This is a genomic window from Luteibacter anthropi (assembly GCF_011759365.1).
Taxonomy (GTDB): Bacteria; Pseudomonadota; Gammaproteobacteria; order Xanthomonadales; family Rhodanobacteraceae; genus Luteibacter; species Luteibacter anthropi.
Genome location: NZ_JAARLZ010000005.1, coordinates 132,517 through 158,121, shown reverse-complemented (window position 1 = coordinate 158,121; position 25,605 = coordinate 132,517). Strand labels below are relative to the sequence as shown.

Sequence of the window (25,605 nt, the reverse complement as noted above, 5' to 3'; positions counted from 1 at the left end):
TCTGGTCGCATCATACCGGTTCGGCGAAATCCACACAGTCGGTCGCCAGGGATCGTTACTGGCTATACGAAGAAGGAGGATTTTTGGATGCATTTCGCCGCCAGACGCCAGCGTTTTAACGTGGGGCTGCCTCCGGCCACTGCTGGGGCACCTTCCGCAGCTGGCTCACGTCATATCCCATGGCGGCGACCCGCCCGGCGAGGGCGGCATAGTCCGCGCCGCTGATGGCCGGCTCGCGCGCCATGATCCAGACGTAGTCCCGCTTGTCCCGTGCCACGATCACAAACCGGTACCCGGGGTCCAGCCACGCGATGACGTATTGCGCCTTGATCGGCCAGATGAACTGCATGCCCCACACGGCATTGCGTTCCCCGGGATGGGCGAAGCCGGTGGCATGCATGGTCTTCAGGTCGCCGTCGGCCTTTTCCTTGCGATATCGGAAGGTGGTCTGGATGGTGCCGTCCGCCGCCAGGCGGTACGACTCCACGGCATTGAAGGCACCCTTCTCGAAACGGCTGGGAATCGATGCGATCACGTACCAGTCGCCCATGTAGCGCGCGACGTCCACGCTGGATGTGCGCGGTACCGGCGGCTGCGTGGAACAGGCAGCCAGCGGGCAGAGCATCAGGCAGGTGCGTGCAAGGTGCAGCGGCAGGATTTTCATGGCTTGCCTCCCTTAGCGTTGGCGGACGAAGCGGTAATGCGCCACCAGCCACTGCTGGCCATGGTCATAGCCAAACAGCTCGGCACACGACATCCAGAACATGCGCCATCGTTGGAACCAGAGCCGCCCCAGTGCATTCGACCGGTAGGCGTCGGACAGGATCTGCACTACCGCATCGCGATGATGATCCTGATTGGCCAGCCAGGCATTGGCCGTGCGTTCGTAATGGGTGCCATCGAGCAGCCACTGTTGATCGATGCGTAGGTCGCGCTGGAACCAGAGCAGGGTGTCGGCAGCGGGCATCATGCCGCCGGTAAAGAAATGCCGGCCCATCCAGTTGTCCTCGCCTGCGGTCTCGAACAGGTAGGCGGTCTGGCGATGAGCGAAGATGTGCACAAAGAGCGAGCCGTCCGGGCGTAGCCAGCCGGCAATGCGGGCCATCAGCGCCTGGTGATTGCGCACGTGCTCGAACATTTCCACCGATACGCAGCGATCAAACTGCGCTGGCGGCAGCTCCAGAGCGTTGATGTCGCAGGTGATTACGTGGATGTTCTGCAGGCCGCGGCGCTGGGCTTCGGCTTCGATATGCTCGCGCTGGGAGTGCGAGTTCGATACGGCCGTGATGCTGGCATCGGGATAGCGACCGGCCATCCACAAGGTGAGCGAACCCCAGCCGCATCCCAGTTCCAGGATGTCCTGCCCATCGGCCAGTTGCGCACGTTCGGCATAGAGCTGGAGCATGGCGTGTTCGGCCTGGTCCAGCGATTCGCGGCCCGTGGGGAAGTAGCACGACGAATACTTCAGGCGCTCGCCGAGGCAGTGCTGGAAGAATGCCGTCGGGACTTCATAGTGCTGGGCGTTTGCCGCATCGGTATGGATTGCCAGCGGGGCCTGCATCAGGCTCTGCACGAGTGCCCGGTGACGCGCCTGCTCCGCTTCGATGCCGCCGGCCCGGCATTCGGCCAGGCGTTGTGCGCAGAGGCGGCGGATACCCAGGCGGATCAGTGCATCGGGAAGCTGTCCGCGTTCTGCCAGGCCAAGGATGCCGGGCGCCGCATCGTGGGTGGACAGGGCCTGATGGTCATTGACGATCGTGTTCATGGGATGCTCCGGCAGGAAACCAGGGAATGAGCATGGGGGTGGTCCGCTGGTAGTCGCGGTAGTCGTCGCCGCGGGTACGCAAGGCCTGCGCCTCCGTAAACGGGATGCCGCTGACCCAGCGCAGGAAGGCGTACATGACGACAGGCCCGCTCCACGCCAGCCAGTCGATGGGCGAACCGATGGCGAGCGCCACGTAGGCAAACCAGTGCAGCCACTCGAAGAAATAATTCGGATGCCGCGAATAGCGCCACAGACCGCCACGGAATGTCCTGCCACGCTGACCGGGCTGCTCGCGATGACGCCCCAGCTGGCGGTCGGCGATGGCTTCGCCTGCGACGCTGACAAGCCACAGCAGCACCGCGAGGATCATCCAGGGCGAATAAGGCAGGGGGTTCGCAGCGACGGCGAGAAACGGCAGGGCGAACAGCGAGACGAGAATCGCCTGCGCCTGGAAGAAGACGAAGAACTTGCCCTGGTGACCGGCCCAGTGCGAGCGCAGGTAGCGGTAGCGGCCGTCTTCTTCTTCGGAGCGCACGCGTCGCCAGAGGTGCAGGGCAAGTCGGGCTGACCACAGGGCGCCGAGGACGCCCATCAGTGCCCGTGGCAGGAGGCTCCCTTCTCCGGCAACGGCCATGAGGACTGCGGCAAGGCCCAGGCCGGAGGCCCACAGTACATCGACGATGCCGGCGTTGCGGTGACGCTGTTGCCACCACCAGCCGGCGGTCATGATCACGCTCATCAGGGCGGTCAGGACCAGCAGGGGGAATGCGTAGGTCATGAGGGGCGCTCCACGAGCTGCGGGTGGGCCAGGGCCGCCATATGGGCGAGCACGGGCAGTGCAATGGCCCACGTCACGGCAAGCCAGGCCACCGCCAGGTGGCTGGGTGAAGGAAGTGCCACGGCCTGCCATCCTCGTGCGGCGCCCAGATACGCCAGCGGTGCGCCGATGGCGCCGAGGACCGCGGCGAGCAGGGGGCGAAAAAGCACGAATGAAAACGAACGGTTCAAGGTGGTGGCAAAACAGAGCCAGAGCATCAGTATCCAGGCGGGCGCGCCGCCCGGAGGCAGTGAAGGTGCCGGCGTGGCGTAGCGCCACCAGCCCAGCATGGATGGCACGCCGTCCACCACCATGCCGAACAGCAGGGCCATCCCAAGCAGGCGGCATTCAGCCGCAGCGCCGGGAGAGAACGCGAGCTGGATGCTTATGAAAAGCACGCCAGCCAGGAGGGGCCAGCCTGTCTGTCCACGGCCCGCACCGATCACCAGGGCAAACCACAACGCCTGGTAGCCGACCAGGTTGAACCACTTCATCGTCGTGGTCCGTGCGTTTTTCACGCCACCCACCGATCCGTCGCCGGGCGTGCCTCGGGGCGGGCGAGCAACAGGTGGGACACACCGATGGAGCGCTCCAGGAAACCACCCTCGCAGTAGGCGAGGTAGAACTCCCACAGCCGTGTGAAGCGCGTATCGAAGCCCTGTCGATGAACCTCGTCGAGTCGTTCGAGGAAACGCTGGCGCCATGCATGCAGGGTTCTTGCGTAGGAGAGACCAAAGTCCTCCTGGTGCACGAGGGCAAGATCGCTGCTGCGTGTCTTTGCCGCCAGCATGGCACTGACCGAAGGGATGAAGCTTCCCGGAAAGACATGGCGCTTGATGAAGTCCACCGAACGCAGGGCCTGTGCGTAGCGATGGTCTTCGATGGTGATCGCCTGGACGAGCGCCACGCCGTCCGGCTTGAGCAACTGACCGATCTTCGCGAAATACGTATCCATGTAGCGGGCCCCGATGGCTTCGATCATCTCGATGGATACAAGGCGGTCAAAGCGGCCTTCGAGGTCGCGATAGTCCTGCTGGAGCACCGTCACCCGGTCATCAAGACCTGCCTCCTGTATGCGCGCGCAGGTCAACTGGTATTGCTCGGCGGAGATGGTGGTGGTGGTGACCTGGCAGCCGTAACGCGAGGCCGCATGCACGGCGAAGCCACCCCAGCCGCTACCGATTTCCACCACATGCATCCCGGGTTGCAGGCCCAGCTTCCGGCAGATCACGTCGAGCTTGCGCGTGGATGCCGCATCGAGCGTATCGGTATCGGATGCCCACAGGGCCGACGAATACATCAGGTCGTCGGAAAGAAACAGGCGGAAGAAATCATTGCCCAGGTCGTAGTGGGCGGCGATGTTGCGCCGGCTGCCCGCCTTCGTATTTTCGCGCAGGGCATGCCAGGCCCGCATCGCCATGCCGCCCCAGCGGGCGAGACCGGTTTCCATGCCATCGAGCAGATCACGGTTGCGTACCAGCAGGCGGATAAGGCCCACCAGGTCGTTGCATCCCCAGCAGCCTTCGATAAAGGCTTCGGCCGCACCTACGCTGCCGTGCGTTGCCAGCATGCGATAGAAGCGCAGATCGCTGATCTCGATGTGGAGGCTTGCACCCTGGGCGGTGTTGCCCAGTTCCGTCGAGCCGAGAGGGTCGCTTACCACGAGGCGTCCGTGGTTAATGGCTGCCAGCGTGCCCAGCAGCTGACGCCGCAGGAAGCGGTCGAGTGGAGAGGCGTCGGACGAACGGACAGCCAGGGGCGGGTTTTTGATGAGTTCGTTCATGACGCGTCTCCGGGCGAGTGCCCGTCATGGGCGCTGGCGAGTGGGGGCGTGGCGGGATGATCATGGACAGGCGTGCGCTTCAGCCACAGGCGCAGGGCCTGCCAGTGAATGGCACCCATGACCTTTGCGGTCATCAGTGGATAGCGCCAGAGCACGCGTGCGAGCGATGCCCCGGTGAGCGGGCGCCTGTCCAATGCCAGGGTGGCGTCGAATTCGCAGGCATCCGCACGATGTACCTTCATATGGACGCGGAGGTCATCCCCGGGGGCCGTGAACCGCCAGTCGTAATGGCGATCCATGGCCATGAAGGGCGATACATGGAATGCCTTGGCGAATTCCCAGGCCATGGCACGACCATGGCGGGATGCACGGTCCACAGGAAGCACATAGGCATGCCGCTCGCGCCAGGGCGTGTTCGTGATCTCGGCAACGATACAGTCGAGTGTGATGCCATCGGTGGCATAGCAGTAATAAAACACCACGGGATTGAACACGTAACCTGCGTAGCGCAGATGCGCGAGCATGCGGATGGGGCCGCCGGGCCGCTGGCCAGTGTCGCGTTGCACTTGTTCGCGAATGGCATCGGCCAGCGGTACATCCGGCGCGCCGAGGTAGTCGCTCCGCCGCCATTGCGCAAGATTGGGCCGGCTCGCAGACCAGAACCAGTGCGAACGAAACACATCGTCGATTTCGTCGAGATCCAGGTACAACTGCGCCATGCGGTAGGTAAACGCATGCGGGTGGGGCAGGTGACGGCGATGCGTCACGCTGCCTTCGTAGACAGCGCTGGCCCAGGCAGTCATGTGCAGGCGCTCGCGGCGAGGGGCATGCCAGGGCCGTAACCGATACCGCGAATGCCGTTCACGACATCGACGGCACTGCGCATGCCATCCTCGTGAAAACCCCAGCCCCAGTAGGCGCCTGCAAACCAGGTGTGCCGTTGACCCTGGATGTCGTCCCTGCGTGCCTGTGCGCGAACTGTCGCTTCCGTGTAGACAGGGTGCGCATAGGTCATCCTGCGCAGGATCTGCGTCGGGTCGATTCGCGCGGTCTGGTTCAGGCTCACTACGAAGGGGCGCGGCGAATCGATCCCCTGGAGCAGGTTCATGTTGTAGCTGACGGTGCAGTGTTCTCCGGGCCCCTCGGGGATCAGGGCGTTCCACGCCGCCCAGGCCTTTCTCCGGCGGGGAAGCACGCTGGCATCGGTGTGCAATACGGTGTCGTTGACCTGATATGGGATGGCACCGAGGATGTCGCGCTCTTGCACGCTGGCGTCTTTGAGCAAGGCGAGCGCCTGGTCACTGTGGCAGGCCAGCACCACTTGATCGAAGGCCTCTTCGCCCGCAGCGGTGCGGAGCATGATGCCGTGCGCCCGGCGAATTACCGCATGCACCTGGCATCCGATGCGCTCACTCACGTTCCAGCGTTTGCGCATCGCATCGATATACGTTGCCGAGCCACCCTTCACGACCTGCCATTGCGGACGATCCGCGACCTGGAGCATCTGGTGGTTGGCCATGAAGCGCACCAGGTATTGCACGGGAAACTTCAGGATCGTCTCTGCCGGGGAAGACCACAGGGCCGATGCCATCGGCAGCAGGTGCTCATCGCGGAAAGCTGCGCCATAGCCGTTTTCCGCCAGGTAGTCACCGAGGCCGGCATCACCGGATGCATCGTCCAGTACGCCCGGCGCCTCCCGGTAGAAGCGCAGCAGGTCGCGCACCATGCCGATGAAACGCGGTGACAGCAGGTTGCGGCGCTGGCAGAACAGCGTGTCGAGCGTGGTGGCGTTGTATTCCAGTCCGGTCGCCGCGTTGCGCACCGAGAAACTCATCGTCGTCGGCCGGGAGGTTATGCCGAGTTCGTCGAACAGCCGGTGCAACAGGGGGTAGTGCCGAGGGTTGTGGACGATGAAGCCCGTATCTATCCGGTAGTGCCGTCCATCCAGCGCGATGTCGTGGGTGTGGGTATGGCCACCGAGATAGTTGTTGGCCTCGAACAGCACGACCTCGTGGTCCTTGCCCAGCATCCAGGCGCTGGCCAGTCCCGAGATGCCCGAGCCGATGATGGCAATGCGCATGTCACTTCCCTGCCTTCGCGTGGACCCAGGCCGGGATCGGCTTCAGGTCCCATACCAGTCCGAGCGCCTGCATGGCTTTGAGGCCGTACCAGGTGATGTCCACTTCCCACCAGCGGAATCCCTGCCGGGCCGATCCGGGGTAGAAGTGATGGTTGTTGTGCCAGCCCTCGCCGAAGGTCAGCAGGGCCAGCCACACGTTGTTGCGACTGGCATCACGCGTCTTGAAGCGCTGCCTGCCGAACTGGTGGGCCAGCGAGTTGATTGTCACCGTGGCGTGGAACAGCACGATGGTGGAGACGAAGAAACCCCACACGAGCATCTGTGGTCCCGTGGTGCCCAGCGCCGGCCAGTACGTGGCGAGCAGGGCGCCTGCCACGTAAAGCGCTATGGCCAGCACGACGGGCACGACGAGGTCGTAGCGGTCGAGCCAGCGCAGTTCCGGATAGCCACGCAGATCGGGAAGACGGTCGAGATCCGTGGCAAAGGCGGCCGGGGTCAGGAACCAGCCGGCATGGCTCCAGAGAAAGCCATGCACACGCGGGGAATGCGGATCCTGCGGCGTATCGGCGTGGATATGGTGATGGCGATGATGAGCCGCCCACCACAGCGGGCCGCGCTGTACGCAGGCGGCGCCGATGATGGCGAACACGAACTGGACGGTGCGGGACGTCCGGAAGGCGCGGTGCGAGAAATAGCGGTGATAGAAACCCGTAAGCGCGAACATGCGCACGGCGTAGAGCGAGGCGGCCACGACAAGCGCGACCGGCGACACCCCGACCCAGATCACGCACAGGCAGGCCAGGTGCATGGCCAGGAACGGCGCGGCGCGTATCCAGTCGATCCGCTGGTCGTCGGCCGTGGCCGCCACGGCCTGGCTGTCGAACCACAGGCGCAGGCTGGCGAATCGACCCCGTCGCACCGTCGGGGTGGCAGGAGAGGAAGGTGCGATGGGGTTCATCAGGATGTCCCGTGCCGGTCTTGATTCACTTACGTGGAATCTGACCGAACGGATGCATCACTGTGTGCAGCGTGACACCAGGGGCATGCCGCGTGCGGCGGCGATGTCCTGCGCAGAAGCGGGAGGCAGGTCATCGGTAGCAGCAAAAACGATGCGTACGCGCTGCGACTGGCCGCTATCGTCGCGGATATTGCCCGTGCCCTCGAACTGGACCAGACGATGCCCGGCCACGGTATAGGTCATCACCACGCTGGGTGCGATGACACCCAGCAGGCCGCCCAGGGCCATGCGGAAATGCCGATATTGCGGGGACGCGGGTGCGTCGTCGTCAGGGCCGAGCTTGATCCGGAGGGCATCGAGCCGGCTCGGCACGACGAAGCGTGCGGTCGTTCCAGCGTCACGATCGATGGCCGCCCAGTGCTCACGGACGAAATCGTCGAACCCGGCATCCACGACCGTGTCGGAACGCAGCGGCAGTTCCGCAGACTCGGCACGTTTGCCTGGATTGCGTTGCACGACAATCTTCAGGCGGGTGTCCTGCGCATGCACACTTTCCCGGTATCCCGTTCGCTGGTCTTCGAAGTCGATGTCGGGAGCCCACGGATCGCCGCGATATGTCAGTAGCTTGCGGGCAAACGGAGCGCCACCGGGGCAGCGGTAGAGCACAAGCCGGTTCCGCACCCCCGCCTCGTCGAAGACCCAGTGCTCTTCCCGATAACGAAGCTCATCGGTGCCCAGCCGATAGGCCGTGCCGGTGTAATGCGCCTGGGAGGCCGCTTTCAACGGGGGAGCCAGGGCCAGGAGTCCGGAACCCAATCCAAGAGCGGCGGCAAGGCGGCCTAGCGTAAGTACGGGTGTCATGGGGCATCCACGGAGGAAAGTGCCATCGCCCCTGGAGCCCGAGCGAGCGGATTGTTCCCCGTGTCTTACGTGACCTTCCGTGATCCGGATGCATCGGCGCCAGCCCTGTTACCCTCTCCACACTTCCTTCACGCCGGTATCCGGTTAAATTCACGGCTGCCAAATTTGTACGACTCCCCGGCTGGCAGGCTCGGGGCCCGCTCTCCATGTCCGGAAGTCCGCCGGTGACCGATGAATCGACGCAACTTTTCGACCTGGAGCTCAGGCTCCTGCTGGAAGCCGTCTACCTGCGCTATCACTTTGATTTTCGTGGCTATGCGCTGAGCTCGATCCGCCGGCGGGTGCGCCATGCGATGACCCGGTTCGACTGTGCCCGGGTGAGCGACCTGCAGCACCGGATCATCCATGAGCCGGCCTTCTTCGCCGAGGCTATCCAGTACCTCACCGTGCAGGTCTCGGAGATGTTCCGGGACCCGGCCTATTTCCGCGCCCTGCGCGAGGATGTGCTGCCGGTACTGGCGACGTATCCGTCCATCAAGGTCTGGGTGGCCGGGTGCAGCAGTGGCGAGGAAGTGTGGTCGCTGGCGATCATGCTGGCCGAGGAAGGGCTGCTGGAGCGCACGGTGATCTATGCCACCGACATCAACGCCGATGCGTTGACCCGGGCGGAGCAGGGCACCTACCGGGTGGAACGCGTGGCCCAGTTCAGCCGCAACTATGTGGCGGCAGGCGGTCGCGGCTCGCTGTCGGACTACTACACCTCGGCCTATGGCAATGCGGTGTTCAACCGGCGCCTGACGAAACAGGTGGTGTTTGCCGACCATAGCCTCGCCACCGACTCGGTGTTTTCCGAAGTGCACCTCGTGTCCTGCCGCAACGTGCTGATCTATTTCAACCGGGATCTCCAGGATCGGGCGGTGGGTCTGTTTTCCGAGGCACTGGTCCGCAAGGGCTTCCTGGGACTGGGCAGCAAGGAATCACTTCAGTTCGGTGTCCACGCGCCGATGTTCGAGCCGTTCGTTTCCACGCAGCGCATCTACCAGAGGAGGGCATCGTGAGCTTCATCATCGGAACCCCCGTGGCCGCTCCCCGGCCCGAGCGCAGCACCCATTTGCTTATCGTCGACGACATTCCCCAGAACCTCACGGCGATGGAGGCACTGCTGGCGCAGGAGGGCGTGACCATCCTCAAGGCATCCTCGGGTGCCGAAGCGCTGGAGCTGTTGCTCCGGTTCGACGTGGCCCTGGCCCTGCTGGACGTGCAGATGCCGGAGATGGACGGTTTTACCCTTGCCGAGCTGATGCGCGGATCGCAGCGTACGCGGCATGTGCCGATCATTTTCCTCACGGCATCGCCCGATGACCCGGCGCGCTCCTTCAAAGGCTATGAGACGGGCGCCGTGGATTTCCTGCACAAGCCGGTGGAGCCCCGGGTCATCCTGGGCAAGGTCGGCGTGTTCATCCAGTTGTACCGGCAACGGCTGGAGCTGGAGCGACGCAACGAACAGCTGGAACGCGCCCTGGACCTCAACCAGACCATGATGGCCGTGCTCACCCACGACCTGCGCACGCCCTTGTCGGCCGTGACGCTGTGCGCCGACCGCCTGATCGAGGAGGCCGACGGCACGACCTTCGCTCGCACCGCCTCCTATGTGCGCACCAGCGCGGCCCGCATGTCGCGGATGATCGAGCAGATGCTCGATTTCTCGCGTATCCGCTCATCCACGCTCACCATGGATCTTCAGCCGGCGGACCTCGGCGAGGTCTGCGACGAAGTGGTGGCAGAGATGCGCCGGGCCCATCCGGAGCGGGTCATCGCCCTGTCCACGGCCGGCGACCTGCGCGCCACCTTCGACACCGTGCGGATGGGGCAGGTGGTGACCAACCTGCTCGGCAATGCCGTGCAGCATGGCGAGGGCGCCGAGATCACGGTGCACGTGGATGGCTCGCAGGAAGACATGATCGGTTGCTCGGTGCGCAATGCCGGCCGTATCGCGGATGCCTTGCTTCCGCGATTGTTCGAGCCGTTCAAGGGCACGTTCAACCCAAGCACCGGGTTAGGCCTGGGCCTGTACATCGTGGATCAGTTCGTCAGTGCCCACGGCGGCTCGGTGCATGCGGAGAACAGCGAATCCGGCGTGCGCTTCGACGTGCGTCTTCCGCGCCGGCGCGCTGCCGGCCGACTTGTGCCGGTCGAGGCGAGGCTCACGGAGCGGTCTGCCTGATGCGTCGTCCCACCGAACCCGCCGATGCCGAGCCTGTCGCGGCTACACTCGCGCATCGATCCGGAGCCAGCATGCCCCACACCCGATTCCCTCGCATCATCGGTTTCGAGGTGCCACCCCTCAAGCCCCAGGTGGACGTCATCCGTGACGCGCCCATCGTGGCGTTGCTTGACGTTGCGCCATCCGATGACTGGGTTCATGCCTTCAATGCCGAAGTGGCCGGCCTGAAGGGCGAACTGGGCCTTGCCGAGGTTTCCATCGAGGCCCACCGTATCTTCTTCTTCGGTTCCACGGCCAATGGCCGGCGCCTGTCGGGTGCCGTGCGCGGGCTCGTGGAACAGGTCACCCGGCTTACGATGGACAGCCGGCTTGCCGGCGGCACGGTCGACACGCCACCTTCCGCGACCGGCACGGCCGACGAGACGTCGTCGGCCGGCTCGCTGGGTACGGTGCTTGTGGTGGAAGACGACGAGATCCTGCGCACCATCGCCTGCGATGTGCTTGCGGGGGCTGGCTGGGAAACACGGGAGGCGGCCGATGCGGCCTCTGCGCTGGGCGTGCTCGAGGCCGATGCCGTGAACGTCGTTTTTACCGACGTCGACATGCCGGGCACCATGGATGGCCTCATGCTGGCGGACCACGTCTTCAATCACTGGCCGGCCATCGGCCTGGTGGTGACGTCCGGTCGCTATTCGGTGGATGCCAGCCGCGTTCCGCGTGGTGGCGTCTTCCTGTCCAAACCCTATCAGCGCCGGCAGTTGCTGGCGGTCATCGATCTGGTGACCCACGCCGCGTCCAGACGCGCCTGATCGTCCCACCTTGCCCTGGTCCTCCATGACTTCCGACCCGAAGCCCCGCCGTCCGTCGCGTCGCGCCACTGGCGACACGCGTACCCTCATCGCCCTGGCGATCGTCATCGTATTTTTCGTATGCAGCGGCCTGATCGCGGCGTCGAACATACGCACCATCCGCGACGACAACACGCTGGTGATCCGTTCGCAGGAGACCGTAGGCGCCCTGGGCGACATCCTGTCCAGCGTGCAGGATGCGGAAACGGGGCAGCGCGGCTTCCTGCTCACGGGCAACGAGCGCTACCTGGAACCCTACCGAAACGCGCTCGCGATCATTCCGGCACGCATGGATGCCATTCGCAGCGGGGTAAGTGGCGACTCGGGTCAGTCGATGCGCCTGCGTGAACTGGGTTCGCGCGTGCAGGACAAACTGGACGAACTGAGCCAGACCATCGAGCTTCGGCGCACCCGTGGCCTGGAAGCGGCCCTGGTCGTGGTCAATTCCGATCGTGGCAAGGCTGCGATGGACGATATCCGCTCGCGCCTGGGTTCGATGCGTGCGGCGGAGTTCGACCAGCGCACCCGGCGCCTGGCGGAAATGGAAACCGCGTACAGCACGGCGTGGACCTCCGGTGCGGCCAGCGCCTTGCTGGGCATCGGCCTGACGCTGTTCGTGGGCATCCTCATCCGTCGCAATGCTGTCGCGCGCGAACGCGAGGCCTGGTTGCAGGCCGGGCGCCTGGAGCTGGGTGCCGCCATGGCGGGCGACAAGGACATGAGCGAGCTGGCGGGCGTGATCCTGTCCTTTCTCGCCCGCTTCCTGCGCGCCGAGGCGGGCCTCCTGTTCACGCCGTCGGCTCGCGGTTTCGAACGCGCCGGCGCCGTGGGCGTGGCACCGGAAGAGCCTGGCACGGCAAGCCGCACTACCGGCAGCCTGTTGAGCCGGGCCGTCGACGAGCGCCGTGTCGTGGTGGTGTCCGACGTGCCGGAGGGCTATTTCCAAGTGGGTTCCGGACTGGGCAAGGCACCGCCGCGTCACCTGGTGATCGTGCCGACGATCGGTGACGACCAGGTCCAGGGTGTCGTGGAACTGGGCTTTTTCAATCCGGTGGACGCCGAGGTGGTCGCCCTGCTGGAGCAGGCGTCGCCGGCCATCGCCATCGCGCTTCGCTCGGCCGCGTACCGCGCCGAATTGTCCCGTCTTCTCGAAGAGACCATGCGCCAGTCCGAAACCCTTCAGTTGCAGGGCGAAGAGCTGCGGGCGTCCAATGAGGAACTGGAAGAGCAGAGCAGGGCCTTGCGCGAATCGCAGCAGGAGCTGGAATTGCAGCAGGCCGAGCTGGAGCAGACCAACGCCCACCTGGCCGGACAGTCGCAGCAGCTGGAAGCCCAGCGCGACGAGCTGGCGCTCGCCAACGAAGCCATCGAGGCAAAGGCGCACGAAGTGCAGCGCGCCAGCCAGTACAAGTCCGAGTTCCTGGCCAACATGAGCCACGAACTGCGTACACCGCTGAACTCCGCGCTGATTCTTTCCAAGCTGCTGGCAGACAATGCGCACGGCAACCTCACCGAAGAGCAGGTGAAGTTCGCCCGCACCATCCACGCATCGGGTGCCGATCTGCTCACGCTCATCAACGACATCCTCGACCTGTCGAAGATCGAGGCAGGCCATGTCGAGGTCCGTGGCGAAACCTTCGAAGTGAAGGGTCTGCTGGACGATATCGCCGCGTTGTTCTCGCCGGTGGCGAACGAGAAGGGCCTCACGCTCGACGTATCGTCGGCTACCGACTGCCCGGCCTTCATCGAGAGCGATCGCCTGCGTATCGAGCAGGTGCTCAAGAACCTGTTGTCCAACGCCCTCAAGTTCACCGAAGCCGGAAGCGTGAATCTTTCGGTACGAGCCGGCGCGAAGGGCATGGTGGTCTTTTCGGTCACCGACACCGGCATCGGCATCGCTGCGGACCAGCAGGCGCGCATCTTCGACGCGTTCCAGCAGGCGGACGGATCGATCAGCCGTCGCTACGGCGGCACGGGCCTGGGCCTGTCCATTTCGCTTGAGCTGGCGCGCCTGCTCGGCGGCGATATCTCCGTCGCAAGCGACCCGGGCCGGGGCAGCATGTTCACGCTGACCATCCCCGTGCGGCTCGCGAGCGCCCAGGCCGTGGTTGCGCGCGCACCGGCACCGGCCGTCGTTCCGATGCCTCCTGCACACCGCCCGGTCATGGCGCCCGCACCTGTCGCGCAGCGTGCTCCGGCGCCGGTATCCATCGATCCGCGCCATCTCATCCTGGTCATCGAGGACGACGTGGCGTTTGCGGGCATCGTCAGCCAGCTGGCCGAGGAAATGGGCTTCCGCTCGCTGGTGACCTCCACCGCGTCCGAGGCGCTGGCCGTGGCACGCGAGCAGATGCCACATGCCATCGTGCTCGACGTGGGGCTGCCGGACCAGTCGGGTCTGTCGGTGCTGGATATCCTCAAGCACGACGTGCGCACGCGTCATATCCCGATCCATGTCGTATCGGCGGAAGACCATTCGCGCACGGCGCTGTCGCTGGGCGCGGTGGGTTACCTGGTGAAACCGACCACCCGCGAGGCGCTGGCCCGCGTTCTGGATTCGCTGGAATCGCGACTGTCGCAGCGCCCCCGTCGCGTGCTCGTGGTCGAGGACGACGCGGTGCAGCTAGATGCCATCCGTCACCTGCTGGCTTCGGCGGATGTGGAAACCATTGGTGCCTCGTCTGCCGCCGATTGCCTCTCGTTGCTCAGCCACGAGACCTTCGACTGCATGGTGCTCGACCTGTCGTTGCCCGATACGTCTGGTTTCGCACTGCTGGAAACGCTCAGCAGCCAGGATACGTACGCGTTCCCGCCGGTGATCGTCTACACGGGGCGCGTGCTCTCCGCAGCGGAAGAAGATCGCCTGCGTCGTTATTCCAGCTCGATCATCATCAAGGGCGCGCGCTCGCCGGAACGCCTGCTCGACGAGGTGTCGTTGTTCCTGCATCGCGTGATTTCGGAACTGCCCGAGCCGCAGCAGGGCATGATCCGCGCGGCGCTGAATCGCGACGCCACGCTGGAAGGCCGTCGCATCCTTCTGGTGGAAGACGACGTACGCAACGTCTATGCCCTGATGAGTGTGCTCGAACCGCACGGCTGTGAGCTGACGATTGCCCGCAACGGCCAGGAAGCCATCGACGCGCTCCACGCGTCCGTGGATGGCGCGGATATCGACCTGGTGCTCATGGACATCATGATGCCGGTGAAGGATGGCCTGACCGCCACCCGCGAGATTCGCCAGAATCCGCGCTTTGCCGATCTGCCGATCATTGCGCTCACCGCCAAGGCGATGCCGGACGACCAGCAGCAGTGCCTGCAGGCAGGTGCGAACGATTACGTAGCCAAGCCGCTCGACGTGGACAAGCTGCTGTCGCTGATCCGCGTCTGGCTTACCGCCTGACTTTCGACGGGCGGGGCAAGGCGCAATAACCCGCGGCTTTAACAGGCCCGGGTGACCCGTTACACTGGCGGCACGGAGATGGCATGCCTCCGCGAACCGCCCTCGGGCTGATGATGCCTACGTATCCTGGAATCCTCCGGGGCGTAGGCTCGTGCGTTTCTCGCCCCGTTATTCCAGGTGTTTCAACGACACACCTTTTGGAATCCGCATGCGACGCCTTCGTTCACTGGAACAATGGGAACTGTTTCCCTACATGGGCAAGTGGCTGCTCATGGCTTGCGCGGCTGCCGTTCTGGCCGGCTCCGCTTCCGCTTTCTTTCTCCTGGCTCTGGAATGGGCGACGAACACCCGCGAGGCATCGCCGTGGCTGATCGGCTTTCTTCCCTTGGCAGGTTTCGTGGTGGGCTGGGCGTATCAGCGCGTGGGCAAGTCGGTGGAGGCGGGCAATAACCTCATCATCGACGAGATCCACGACCCTCGTAAGATCATCCCCCGGCGCATGGTGCCGCTGGTGCTTATCGGCACGGTGGTATCCCATCTCTTTGGCGCATCGGTGGGACGCGAGGGTACGGCCGTGCAGATGGGCGGTGCGCTGGCCGACCAGCTGACTCATGTATTCCGGCTGCGAGCCGACGACCGGCGCATCCTGCTGATGGCCGGCATGAGTGGTGGTTTTGCCGCAGTGTTCGGCACGCCGCTGGCAGGTGCATTGTTTGGCCTGGAAGTACTGGCTATCGGGCGCATGCGCTACGACGCGCTGTTTCCCTGCGTGATTGCCGCCATCGTGGCCGATCAGGTCTGCCTGGCGTGGGGTGTTCACCACACCCACTACGTGGTGGATCATGTCTGCGCACTCACGCTGCTGCCGGTGCTGGGCGTGATCGCGGCAGGTATCGTTTTCGGCCTCGTGGGCCTGCTCTTTGCCACGGCCACACATCATCTGGGTGGCTGGATGAAGCGGCGGATTGCCTATGCGCCACTACGCCCGTTGCTGGGTGGTGCGGTGATTGCGCTGTCTGTCAGCGTCCTGCCTGCATGGCGGTATATTGGACTGGGCATTCCGACCATCGTGGAAGCCTTTCAGCATCCTGTTGCGCCCTGGGATTTCGCGGGCAAGTTTGCCTATACGGTCGCGTCGCTGGCGTCGGGCTTCAAGGGCGGCGAGGTGACACCGTTGTTCTATATCGGCGCCACGCTGGGTAATGCGCTGGCGCCCCTGCTGCATCTGCCTGTCGGGATGTTGGCCGGATTGGGTTTCGTCGCGGTATTCGCCGGCGCGGCGAACGTGCCGTTGGCCTGCACCGTGATGGCAATCGAACTGTTCGGGCCGTCCATCGCGCCGTTCGCACTGATTGCCTGCGTTGTGAGCTATCTGTTTTCCGGACACGCAGGCATTTATCACGCCCAGCGCCTTGGCCGGGCCAAGCATGTGCGGCACCTGCCGGAGGATCTGCGGCTGGCCGAGGTCAAGGCATACAGGAAGAAGCTACGCGAGACCCCGGCCGTGACGGACGACGTACCTTAAGGCTGTTTCGCGGTGGGCTGGAATGCGCTTAGCGGCTTGACGTAAGGGCCGTTCCAGTCTGCGTCGAAGATGCGGCCAAGCGGGCGCACCAGTGGGCCGTGGATGAAGATCGAGGCATTCACGGCACTTTCGAAGTAGCTCCAGCTCCAGTTGCCGGTGCCGACAAAGCCCGACTCGTCGTCGACGAGAGCGTACTTGGCATGTTCGACACGGGCGTAGGGAATGGGGCCGGACGACGCCTGCGGCAGGCTGGAATACTTCACTTCCACGCCGGGCATGAGCGCCAGGCTTTGCAGGTAGGCGAGGTCATGGCCGCGCAGCGCCCAGTCGGCCACGATGACCTGTACCTGCACGCCGCGTGCGGCGGCATTGCGGATGGCAAGATCCAGTGCGGTCCAGTAGCCCTTGGGGCCGAAGTCCTTGAAGGCCGACATCGTCATCACCTGGATGCGGATGCGGGTGCGTGCCTGGTCGAGCATCTGCGTCAGCGTCGGAGCTTCCAGCGTCAGCCAGGACGGCTGGAGCGCTGCCGGGCTGAAGGCGGGGAAGATAGTCGACGGGCCATCGTCCTTGCCGTTGATGACGACGGGGGAGAGCACGGTGGCCGGTTCGAACGAGGGGGCGGCTACGAGCGGTGCGGCGACCAGTGCATCGGCCGGTTTTTCGGCCAGGTGCCACAGGTGGTCGAATTCCGCACGGAACGTCTTGCCGATGCGTTCGTCGCCGATATGCACGCCCACTTCGTGGATGTGCTGGATGGCACGCCAGTCCCAGTTCTGGCTGCCCACGAAGACATCGCGATCGTCGATCTCCATGAACTTCACGTGCAGCACGCCGCCGGTGAGGTCCTTTACCGGCATCTGGCGGATCGTGATGCCGGGCAGGCCCGTCAGTGCATCGACCCAGGGCTGGCTTTCATGCATGAAGCTGGTGTCGATGAGCAGGTTCACCCGCACCCCTTTCTTCGCCTGCGCGACCAGCGCATCCACGATGGGCGAAAGCGCATGGCCGGGCGGGTTGGTCAGGTAGAAGGCGGCGATGTCGATATGGTCTTTCGCGCCCTTGATCATCGACAGCCAGGTAGGGCCGGTGCGTGCCGTATCGGGCAGGCCGTAGCTGGTTTCTTCCGGAACGCTCTCGACCCATTCGAAGGTGCTTTGCTGGCGTGCCGCCGGAGCCGCATGGCTCGACAGGGGAATCAGTGCAAAAGCGGCGGCAAGGGCCAGCAGGGGACGGCGGGTTGAGCGCATGCGGAGGAACCTGGCGAGTGTTGATCGTTATAGAGTAACACCGCCGTGTGACGGTTGGTTCGCATGCGCCGCAAGCCACGCAGGAACCTCCGTCACCGCGATATCCTGCGCTGCGTTGAAGGTGACGGCCTTGTCCCAGGCAACGCCGGTATCGCGCGCGAAGGCCAGGTGGTACCGGCGCATCTTGTCGTGCGGATGGGCCTGCACGGCGTCGCGCAGTGCGTCGACGGTCCACAGGGTGCGTTGCGTTTTCCTGCCCAGGTAAGTGTCCACCATGTCGGCCAGGCGTTCGTAAGTAAACGTGTCGCCCGCCACGAAGATCACCTTGTCGTCGATGCGAGGCTCATGGGCGAGGATGGCAGCGGTGAGCTGCCCGATGTCTTCGGGCGTGGTCACGGTGAGGCGGTTGTCCCAGCGCCCCAGTGCATTCACTTTCGCCGCTTCGAGATCGACAACGCCGAACGCAGGTTCAAAGAGGAAACTGGTGAACATGCCGGTGGATACGATGACCCAGTGCGTGCGCGACTGCGCCCGCAGCATGTCGCGCACGTCGAGCTGTTCGTCGAAGATGCCCTGGTCACTGCCGCGTCCCACCACGTCGTAATCCACGCCGAACTGCCAGGGCACGTAGCGATCCACCCCCGCGCGAAGCACGGCGGCAGTGATGCGGCGTTGCGTGCCCGCGCCGCCGACGAACCCCGTGCAGCAGATGACCGTGGCGTAGGACGCGAATATGCCGGCAAGCTCTTCTTCCGGCGCGCTGGCGAGGTCACAGCGGACGATATCCACGCCAAGCGCACGCAGGGCAGCATTGCGGGTCGAGTCCGTTTCGTGTGGCCGGGCAGGTCGTAGCAGCACACTGAGCCTGCCCTTGACCGGCTGCGCCGCGAGGGCCTTCAGTACCGCCATGCCCAGTTCTCCCGCGCCGATGACAAGGGTGTGCTGTTCCGTGGTTTTGATCGCTGGCATCGTTTTTCGACTTCTGTGGGGAGACGTGGCATAAGCTGAGGTGCGGGCGATTCGCGGACAAGAAGGCACACGAGTGATACCGGACGACATTCCCTTCGCTGAGGTCATGGCGCGCTCACGGGCGGCCTGCGAGGCACTGAGCGACGAAGACGGCGGCCTGAAGCGCGAGGTGCTGGCCCATGCGGGCAATCGCTGGTCCCTGGGCATCGTGTACGAGCTGGGCGTGGCGGGGACGCTTCGCCATGCCGAACTCGCGCGTCGGCTTCGTGGCGTCACCCAGCGCATGCTCACCAGGTCGCTACGGCAGCTTGAGCGCGACGGGCTCATCGCACGGCACGACCATGCCGAAGTGCCGCCACGGGTGGATTACACGCTTACATCGCTTGGAAAAGGCCTGCTGACGGGGATGCTGCCGCTGTGGACGTGGGTTATGGATAACGCGGATGCCTTCCGCGCCGCGCGTCGCCGCTTCGATGGTGATGACGCGACCTGACCGGAATCGTTACCATGCCCGGCTGACAAACGTATTGGAGATACCGGTGACGCAAGTTCCTCCCCAGAGCGTGACCGATGAGGCGGTATTCCAGGCGCGCGTGGAGCAGGCCTGTGCGACGAATGCTGCCGTCGCTTCGTTATTGTCGGACGCCGGAGTGCTGAATCCGGCCGGCACCTGGCTGGTGCAGGTGTTGAAAGGGCAGGCTGCGGTCACGCAGGCGGCGCACGATACGGCCCTGGCCGCCGACGAATTGCGCAAATACCAGAAATTCGCACGCCCCGGTCAGCCCAGCCCGCATATCGTCCAGCTCCGGCAAAAACAGGCCGCGGCACGCCAGGCCTCCGCCCGGGGCAAGCAGGCGTATACCAAGGCCGCGATGGAATTCGCCCGCGCACTGCCGCTGACCATCCCCCCACGCGAATCGCTGGACAGCGTAGTGACACGCTGGATCACACTGAACATCCCCATCCAGAAATAAGCCACCCTAACCCGTCATTCCTGCGAAAGCAGGAATCCAGCGCCCCGGTAACCGTTTATCGCCGATGCATCACATCGGCTCCTGCTCTGCCCATCCTCTCAGCCCTGAGCTCCTGTTTTCGCAGGAGCGACGACTCTGCTGCCACGCCTGAAACATCAGCACCGGCCACAGATGCCCGTGCCACTGCTGTCGCCCTTCAAGAAACGCCTCCCATATCGGCAGGATTTCCTCCGGATCGAAAATACCCTGCTGTTGCAGGTAACGGCGGTTGAGCAAGTCACCGGCCCATTCGCGCAATGGCCCGCGAAGCCACGCCGCAACCGGTGCTTCAGCGATGGGCTTGTGTGTCGCCAGCAGTTTCTCTGGGAGATATCGTTCCGCCAGCCTCTTCAGCACCAGCTTGTGTTCCCGGTATCCGTACCGGTAAGCCACGGGCAGGCGCCATGAAAAGCGCCACACCGATTCGTCCATGAACGGAAAGCAGGGCGTCACGCCATGCGCCATGCAGGCTGCTTCGGCGGAAGGCAGCAGCCCCTCGCCAAGCCGCATGCGCTGGTCGACATACTGGAGCCGGTCGGCCGTCGCTTCCGTATCCAGCCATTCGTCGGGCCGGGAAAACACGGTGGGATAGGCTTCCGTTCCTGGTACGGCGAGCCCGGGATGCTGCCAGAGTGTCGTCGCATCGTGGTAGTGGTCTTCCACGGACGTGGCAGTGAGTTTCACAAAGGGATCGCGCGCATGACCACTCCACGCGTGAGCCTTCCTTGCCAGTTTGAACGATCCCAGCCGTTGCCGGAAACGCATCGGCAGGGAGCCTACGAATCGTGCCTGGCGTGTCGCACGTCGGTAGGCATCATGGCCGAAGAACAGCTCATTGGCGCCCTCGCCAAGCACGATCTGCTTATGGGCATGACCAGCGGCCCCGGCAGCCATGCCAAGTATCACGGCGGAAGGCAGGCACGGCGGCTCGCTGGCCGTGCTGATGACCCGCTCGACCTGTGACAGGACATCGTTGTGTCCCAGCACCACCGGATCGAAATGGCAGCCCAGGTAGCTGGCGATCCTGTCGGCGCGTTCCAGGTTCTGGGTCTGTCCTTCGAATCCAACGGCAAACGTCTGTAGGGGTTCTTCCTGCTGAGCCTGGAGCATGGCGGCGATGACGCTCGATTCGACATCACCGGTCAGCAGGGCGCAGGACTGCCTTCCATGGCGTGCCTCGATCGACATCGCCAGTACGTCGCGAAGATCCGTTTCGGCTGTTCGCAGTCCGTCGGATCGCCGTTCTGCGATTTCTCCCAGCACCTCCTTGCGAACGTCCCAGTAACGCCTGAATGGCAGGCCGGTAACGTGGGCCGGGGGAGCACCATCAAGCTGAAACTGCACGAAGCAGCCGGCCGGCAATCTGGAAACGTCCTTGTAGATGCTATGAGGCGATGGGATATACCCATGCCTCAGCAATGTGGCAACGGCACTCCTGTCGATCGCAAGTGGGCTGGCCAGTTGCTCGATGGCATTCACTTCGGTGGCAAAAAGCAAGCCATCTGCCGTGCTGGCGATGTACAACGACTTCTCGCCCATCTTGTCACGCGAGAGGGTAAGGGTGGCTTCGACGCTATCGATCACGGCGACACAGGCGGATCCACGTATCTGTGCGATCGCACTCCCGACGCCTTGCGAGCGGATGCGTCGTATCAGCCTGTCCGCCGGCGAATCCAGGTCCTGCATGGCCCACATGACGGGCGATTCATCGCGGGAAAGCGTGAGGTCACCGGCAACGACCACGATGTAGCGACCGTCGTTGGAACGGGCGGTGGTCGCAGAGACCGGACCGTGGGCCGGCCGGCATGCGGCGATGGCAACGCCGAGAGGTGCATGGGCCTGCACATGACGCACATGACCTCGATGTGGCATGGCCGACAGCATGTGCCCGGACAACGACATCAGCGATTCTTCGGACATCGGGCGATACGCTCGCCACACGCCAGCCAGACCGGACATATCGATCACCTGCCAAGAGAGGGGTATTCAGGAGAGGGGCGGAGCATCAACCGCGCGAAGAGGTTGCGCTGCCGCGCCATCGGGCATGCAGGGCAGGCGGCGCGATGGTGGCGAGGATGCCGGCCACGGCCAGGCTGATGCACAGGATGGCGAGTGAGCCGTAGATGCTCCCCGTGACGGAGGTGGCGATGAGCGAAGGGTAATCGTCGTTCGGTCCCGTCCTGTCCAGCACGGTCAGGGCTTCGGCCAGGCGTAATGGGCGCCCTGGCGGCAGTGCCTCATTGGGATCGGGCAGCAGGCCGCCGATGTAGATCTGGTTCATCAGCGAAAACGCGCCCACCAGGCCAAAGGTTCCACCCAGGAACGCGGCGGCCAGTCCCAGTCGGAGCGGATTGCGCGAGCCATCGCCGGGGCTGAGGCTGGACAGTCGCATCATGCAGCATGCGATGGCACCGCCCAGGGCCGTACCCGCGATCATCGCGAAGCCGACCCAGCTTGCCTGGGATCGCGTGAGATAGAGACCGAAGCAAGCGGCCGACGTCACTGCGATGCAGATGGGTATGAAGGCGTGTCGCAATGGACGCGGCACATGGGCCCATAACAGGGGGCCTGCGACGAAAGCACTGATGACGAAGACACATAGCCGGACTTCCGGCCTCATCGATCCGGGCGGATCGATATCCGGATTGCCGATCGAGAGGATGACCAGGATCGCCAGCGCGGATACCCCGCAGCTCAGCAGGGAAAGCAGGGCGCGCCTGAGCGGAGTGGACCACAACGAGCGTGGCGAGACCTTGATGCCGCGCGTGGCATTCAGGCGGGCGAGATAGAGCCCTGCAAAGATGAGGCCGTCGATCAGCAGCATGGCGGACGACAGCACCTGCTTGCGGTGATCCACGTTGCGCACGAACGCCAGGCAGAACGAGATCAGGGAGACGGTCGACAGCAGGGCAAGCCAGGGATCGATCCTGAGCCGGTGGCCCTGCTTTGCCGGCCAGGTGACCGGGCACAGGATCAGTGCTATCGACGATGCCGCCACGGCCACGAGGAAACCGCCGTCGGGCGTGCTGATCGTGTCGATCAGGGGAAGGACATCGGCTGTCAGCAGGTAGAGCGCCACCGCGGGCAGTGCATGCAATGCAACCCGGGACGCCGCCTTCGGTGCAGGAAAGAGATGGGTTGCGTTCCTGGCCAGCCAGATGAGGTGCAGGCCGATACCCGCGCCATAGGCGAAGCTGGCCGCCAGCATGAACCAGATGTCGATGCCACCGTGAAAGGTTGCCGAGGCGAGGCCTGTGAGCACGAAACCCGGAAGCAGGCCACTGCGGATACCGGGCGCGATGGGATCGGATCGTAGCGACAGGAACACCACGGACGTGCCCATGGGCATCATGGCCAGCACCCACTCACCTTGTTCCCAGGTGATTCCACGCTGCCAGAGATAGTCGGACGTCCATGCACCGAAGGCCGCCAGCGGCATCACGATGAGCACGATGACGAGACAGGCAATGGCATGGTCGGTGAATCCACCTGAGCGGGCAGATGTCGTGGGTTTGCTCATGTAGGCGCTCGGTGATGGGATGTCCAATGACGGGAGGCATCCTAAGGTCGCTATGTCCGGGGTCCATGGACGTTTTATGGACGACGCATGGAGACCGGGGCAGCCAGGGAATGTGTTCATGTGCGTGCCATCAGGCACGCCAGAGGGCGCTTCAGTCGAGCAATGCGGCGCCGCCAAGCAGATCGTGCGTGACCCGGTCCCTGAACCGGGCGCTCCGGCGGGAGCCATCGACGTTCATCAGGACAACGACGGCGTGGCGCCGGTCATCGCTCAAGGCCACCATGTTCGATGCACCGGGATCGCTGCCGCTGTGGCCGATCACCTGTCTTGCGCCCACGTCCTCCGAAACCCAGCCCAGGCCCTGGTACGGAGCGATGGCCGGATCGACCTGGGATCGCAGCATGCGTGCCAGGGCCTCATCGGAAGCTATCGCGCGCGTTGAAGCCATTCCGGGCAGCATGGCGTTAAGCAGCGTGGCGAGCTGGTGTACCGAGCAGCGCAGCATCCCTGCGGGCACATCCGGGTAGCCTTGTTGCGGCAGAGGGGTGAAAGCATTGGCTTCGACCACGTAAGGCGTGGCGAGGACGTCACGGCCGAATGCAGCGATCGACCAGTGAGCGCCCTCGATGCCCAGCGGGGTGAAGACGTTGGCCTGGACATAGGAAGCGAAGCTCTGGCCGCTGACCGCCTCGACGACATGCCCGGCCAGGGCCATGCCGACATTGGAGTAGGACCAGCTTGCTCCTGGTGGGTGTGGCAGGAACGATCCATCGCGGGACCAGGTGTTTCCACCTTCGACCAGATAGCCACTCAGGAAATCGGAGAGCTTCTGCGGCGAATCGCCCGGGTGGGTCAGGTCGCCATAGCCTTCATCTGAAATGCTGGAGGTGTGGGTCAGCAGGTGATGGGGCGTGATGATCTGCTTTGGGTACCGGGGGTTTCTCACCGGAAAGTCGAGGTACCGGTCCAGGCCCTCGTGCAAATCGTGCCCCTTTCGCTCGAACAGCTGGACAAGCGCGAGCGCCGTTGCCAGCTTGCTCACCGACGCCAGATGCATGGGCGTGGTTGCCGTTAACCTTCGTCCTTGATGGATATCGGCCATGCCGAAGGCGGCGGTGTAGTGATGCGCGCCGGGTGCCGTGATGGCCACGGCGGACCCAGGGACCTTTGCTGCCCGCATGAGGGAAGGCATGCCTGCCTCGAACTCGCGTCGCCATGCGTCGAACCGGGTTGCCCTGGAAGGGTATCCAGCGACGGGCCGAAGCGGGAAGAGCAGCATTCCGCCCAGCCCCAGCTGAAGTAGCGAGCGGCGTGTCAGTGTCATGAGCCATTCCTTCCCGTACGCGGGACGTGTTCCTGATGAGGGGACACTCTAGGAACGCCATGTGCGGGAGCCATGGACGTTTCATGGATACCGCGTGGAGCGCAGCGAATGGCCGCATCACGATGCCCTGGAAATCAGTTTTTTCCCGATGGGCGAGGCCCGCGCCGCTGGCGATAGTGCTGCCACGAGGTTCTTCCTGGCCTCGTTTCAGCCATCGAATGGCTTCATCCATCCATGCATCGAGGGACTATTTGCCATGCCCAACATCGCCATCAAACGACTGATCGTTTTCGGGGACAGCCTTTCCGACATCGGCGTCAAGCGCAAGACCGTGGCCGGCCAGTTCGCCGCACTCTTCGGACTGATGCGCACCAACCAGGTCAACCGCTTCAGCGACAATCGCAACTGGACCGACTTCATCTGGGAGTGGGCCGGCGGCCAGCCGCTCATTACCGTCGACAAGCCCACGTCGGAGGCGGCCGCCACGCCGCATCTGCGCTGGAGCCAGAACAGCAACCGCGCATCACGCACCGATAATCCGCTGTTTTACGTGAACTACGCCGAAGGCGGTGCGATGGGTGGTTCCGATCGCTGGGGTGCCGGCCTGGGGACGTTCCGCGAACAGTTCGATCGCTATCGTGCCGACTTGCGCGCCTATGGCCCCACGCCGGGTAATGGCCTGTATCTGATCTGGTTCGGCCTGAACGACCTGGTGACCAACGGCCGCGATCCGGCCGACATGAAGGCCGTGGCCCAGCAGATGAGCCAGGTCTGCCAGGAGATCATTGCGCTTGATCCCAATGCGTACTTCCTCTTCGGCAACCTGCCCAATCCACAGGAGGCGGTGCGATATCTCGGCCAGGAAGCGACGGACAAGGTGCTCGGCTTCGCGGATGGTTCCTTCAATTTCAGCCATGAGCTGGCCAAGGAAATCAACGAGAAGTTCCGGAGCAACCCGGCACATGTCGTGGACATCTATACACGGATGGACCATGTCTGCCGCAACCTCAACTCCTACGGCTTCACGAAGGAGAAGCAGCCTACCGGCATCGAAGTCCGTTATGGCGCCCCGCCGAGGAACCAGCTGGCCGCCTATTGCACGACCACCAGCGACGGCGCGCATCCGACCGAGGAGGTCTACAAGGTGATTGCGCAGATCTGGGCGGACGAGATCCGCAAGCACTACGACGTGGGCGTGCTTACGCCGAATACGGAAGCCCGTTTCACCACGAAGGGCAGCAACTGACCACAAGCCCCGCACCCTTCCG

General features: G+C 64.1%; 22 protein-coding genes and 1 riboswitch. Of the genes, 8 read left to right on the top strand and 14 right to left on the bottom strand.

What is annotated here, in order from left to right; all coding sequences use genetic code 11:
* Nucleotides 1-115: 115 nt before the first annotated feature.
* From HBF25_RS10670 to HBF25_RS10630, 9 genes are read right to left on the bottom strand one after another with little or no spacing between them, the layout of a single operon-like run.
* Complete coding sequence (locus tag HBF25_RS10670; RefSeq protein ID WP_166948202.1) at nt 116-664, bottom strand: lipocalin family protein; 549 nt, start codon at nt 662-664, stop codon at nt 116-118.
* 12 nt (nt 665-676) lie between these two features.
* Nucleotides 677-1,765 carry an SAM-dependent methyltransferase gene (locus HBF25_RS10665; RefSeq protein ID WP_166948200.1) on the bottom strand — a complete coding sequence of 363 codons (1,089 nt, stop codon included), beginning with the start codon at nt 1,763-1,765 and terminating at the stop codon, nt 677-679.
* On the bottom strand, nt 1,746-2,543 hold the full coding sequence (locus HBF25_RS10660) for a DUF1295 domain-containing protein (RefSeq protein WP_166948198.1): 798 nt from the start codon (nt 2,541-2,543) through the stop codon (nt 1,746-1,748). The genes HBF25_RS10665 and HBF25_RS10660 overlap by 20 nt, the downstream gene beginning before the upstream one ends.
* Complete coding sequence (locus tag HBF25_RS10655; protein WP_166948196.1) at nt 2,540-3,076, bottom strand: DUF2878 domain-containing protein; 537 nt, start codon at nt 3,074-3,076, stop codon at nt 2,540-2,542. The genes HBF25_RS10660 and HBF25_RS10655 overlap by 4 nt, the downstream gene beginning before the upstream one ends.
* Before the next feature lie 20 nt (nt 3,077-3,096).
* Nucleotides 3,097-4,365 carry an SAM-dependent methyltransferase gene (locus HBF25_RS10650; protein WP_166948194.1) on the bottom strand — a complete coding sequence of 423 codons (1,269 nt, stop codon included), beginning with the start codon at nt 4,363-4,365 and terminating at the stop codon, nt 3,097-3,099.
* Nucleotides 4,362-5,168, bottom strand: a complete 807-nt coding sequence (locus HBF25_RS10645) for a DUF1365 domain-containing protein (protein ID WP_166948192.1) — start codon at nt 5,166-5,168, stop codon at nt 4,362-4,364. The genes HBF25_RS10650 and HBF25_RS10645 overlap by 4 nt, the downstream gene beginning before the upstream one ends.
* Nucleotides 5,165-6,445: an NAD(P)/FAD-dependent oxidoreductase gene (locus HBF25_RS10640; RefSeq protein WP_166948190.1), complete on the bottom strand. Its 1,281-nt coding sequence runs from the start codon at nt 6,443-6,445 to the stop codon at nt 5,165-5,167. Before HBF25_RS10640 ends, HBF25_RS10645 begins: the two co-directional genes overlap by 4 nt.
* A 1-nt stretch (nt 6,446) precedes the next feature.
* Nucleotides 6,447-7,403 (bottom strand): acyl-CoA desaturase, encoded by a 957-nt coding sequence (locus HBF25_RS10635; protein ID WP_166948188.1) that lies wholly within the window; start codon nt 7,401-7,403, stop codon nt 6,447-6,449.
* Nucleotides 7,404-7,460: 57 nt separating this feature from the next.
* On the bottom strand, nt 7,461-8,264 hold the full coding sequence (locus tag HBF25_RS10630) for a hypothetical protein (protein ID WP_166948186.1): 804 nt from the start codon (nt 8,262-8,264) through the stop codon (nt 7,461-7,463).
* A 224-nt stretch (nt 8,265-8,488) separates the two neighbouring features.
* On the opposite strand from HBF25_RS10630, the gene HBF25_RS10625 reads away from it, so the two are divergent.
* From HBF25_RS10625 to HBF25_RS10600, 5 genes are all read left to right on the top strand, one after another.
* Nucleotides 8,489-9,322, top strand: coding sequence for a CheR family methyltransferase (locus HBF25_RS10625; protein ID WP_341778074.1), 834 nt, complete (start codon nt 8,489-8,491; stop codon nt 9,320-9,322).
* Nucleotides 9,319-10,488: a hybrid sensor histidine kinase/response regulator gene (locus HBF25_RS10620; protein WP_250876921.1), complete on the top strand. Its 1,170-nt coding sequence runs from the start codon at nt 9,319-9,321 to the stop codon at nt 10,486-10,488. Before HBF25_RS10625 ends, HBF25_RS10620 begins: the two co-directional genes overlap by 4 nt.
* Nucleotides 10,489-10,559: 71 nt before the next feature.
* On the top strand, nt 10,560-11,297 hold the full coding sequence (locus HBF25_RS22030; protein WP_208392527.1) for a response regulator: 738 nt from the start codon (nt 10,560-10,562) through the stop codon (nt 11,295-11,297).
* A 25-nt stretch (nt 11,298-11,322) separates the two neighbouring features.
* Nucleotides 11,323-14,736: a response regulator gene (locus HBF25_RS10605; RefSeq protein ID WP_166948182.1), complete on the top strand. Its 3,414-nt coding sequence runs from the start codon at nt 11,323-11,325 to the stop codon at nt 14,734-14,736.
* A gap of 65 nt (nt 14,737-14,801) precedes the next feature.
* Nucleotides 14,802-14,863: riboswitch (Fluoride riboswitch) on the top strand.
* An 81-nt stretch (nt 14,864-14,944) separates the two neighbouring features.
* Nucleotides 14,945-16,261 carry a voltage-gated chloride channel family protein gene (locus tag HBF25_RS10600; protein WP_166948180.1) on the top strand — a complete coding sequence of 439 codons (1,317 nt, stop codon included), beginning with the start codon at nt 14,945-14,947 and terminating at the stop codon, nt 16,259-16,261.
* Here the strand turns inward: HBF25_RS10600 and HBF25_RS10595 are convergent.
* Complete coding sequence (locus tag HBF25_RS10595; protein ID WP_166948178.1) at nt 16,258-17,511, bottom strand: phospholipase D-like domain-containing protein; 1,254 nt, start codon at nt 17,509-17,511, stop codon at nt 16,258-16,260. The two genes, HBF25_RS10600 and HBF25_RS10595, sit on opposite strands and share 4 nt — an antisense overlap.
* A gap of 27 nt (nt 17,512-17,538) precedes the next feature.
* Nucleotides 17,539-18,480 carry an aromatic alcohol reductase gene (locus tag HBF25_RS10590; RefSeq protein ID WP_166948176.1) on the bottom strand — a complete coding sequence of 314 codons (942 nt, stop codon included), beginning with the start codon at nt 18,478-18,480 and terminating at the stop codon, nt 17,539-17,541.
* A 106-nt stretch (nt 18,481-18,586) separates the two neighbouring features.
* On the opposite strand from HBF25_RS10590, the gene HBF25_RS10585 reads away from it, so the two are divergent.
* On the top strand, nt 18,587-18,973 hold the full coding sequence (locus HBF25_RS10585; protein WP_166948174.1) for a winged helix-turn-helix transcriptional regulator: 387 nt from the start codon (nt 18,587-18,589) through the stop codon (nt 18,971-18,973).
* Nucleotides 18,924-19,454 carry a hypothetical protein gene (locus HBF25_RS10580; protein ID WP_166948172.1) on the top strand — a complete coding sequence of 177 codons (531 nt, stop codon included), beginning with the start codon at nt 18,924-18,926 and terminating at the stop codon, nt 19,452-19,454. Before HBF25_RS10585 ends, HBF25_RS10580 begins: the two co-directional genes overlap by 50 nt.
* Before the next feature lie 69 nt (nt 19,455-19,523).
* On the opposite strand, the gene HBF25_RS10575 is transcribed toward HBF25_RS10580, so the two are convergent.
* From HBF25_RS10575 to HBF25_RS10565, 3 genes are all read right to left on the bottom strand, one after another.
* The gene (locus HBF25_RS10575) at nt 19,524-21,452 is read right to left on the bottom strand and encodes an asparagine synthetase B family protein (protein WP_166948170.1); all 1,929 of its coding nucleotides are present in this window, start codon (nt 21,450-21,452) and stop codon (nt 19,524-19,526) included.
* Nucleotides 21,453-21,498: 46 nt separating this feature from the next.
* Complete coding sequence (locus HBF25_RS10570) at nt 21,499-23,013, bottom strand: hypothetical protein (protein WP_166948168.1); 1,515 nt, start codon at nt 23,011-23,013, stop codon at nt 21,499-21,501.
* Nucleotides 23,014-23,164: 151 nt separating this feature from the next.
* Nucleotides 23,165-24,337: a serine hydrolase domain-containing protein gene (locus tag HBF25_RS10565; protein ID WP_166948166.1), complete on the bottom strand. Its 1,173-nt coding sequence runs from the start codon at nt 24,335-24,337 to the stop codon at nt 23,165-23,167.
* 61 nt (nt 24,338-24,398) lie between these two features.
* On the opposite strand from HBF25_RS10565, the gene HBF25_RS10560 reads away from it, so the two are divergent.
* Entirely contained in the window at nt 24,399-25,583 is a 1,185-nt protein-coding gene (locus HBF25_RS10560) for an SGNH/GDSL hydrolase family protein (protein ID WP_166948164.1), read from the top strand.
* The last annotated feature ends 22 nt before the right edge of the window (nt 25,584-25,605 follow it).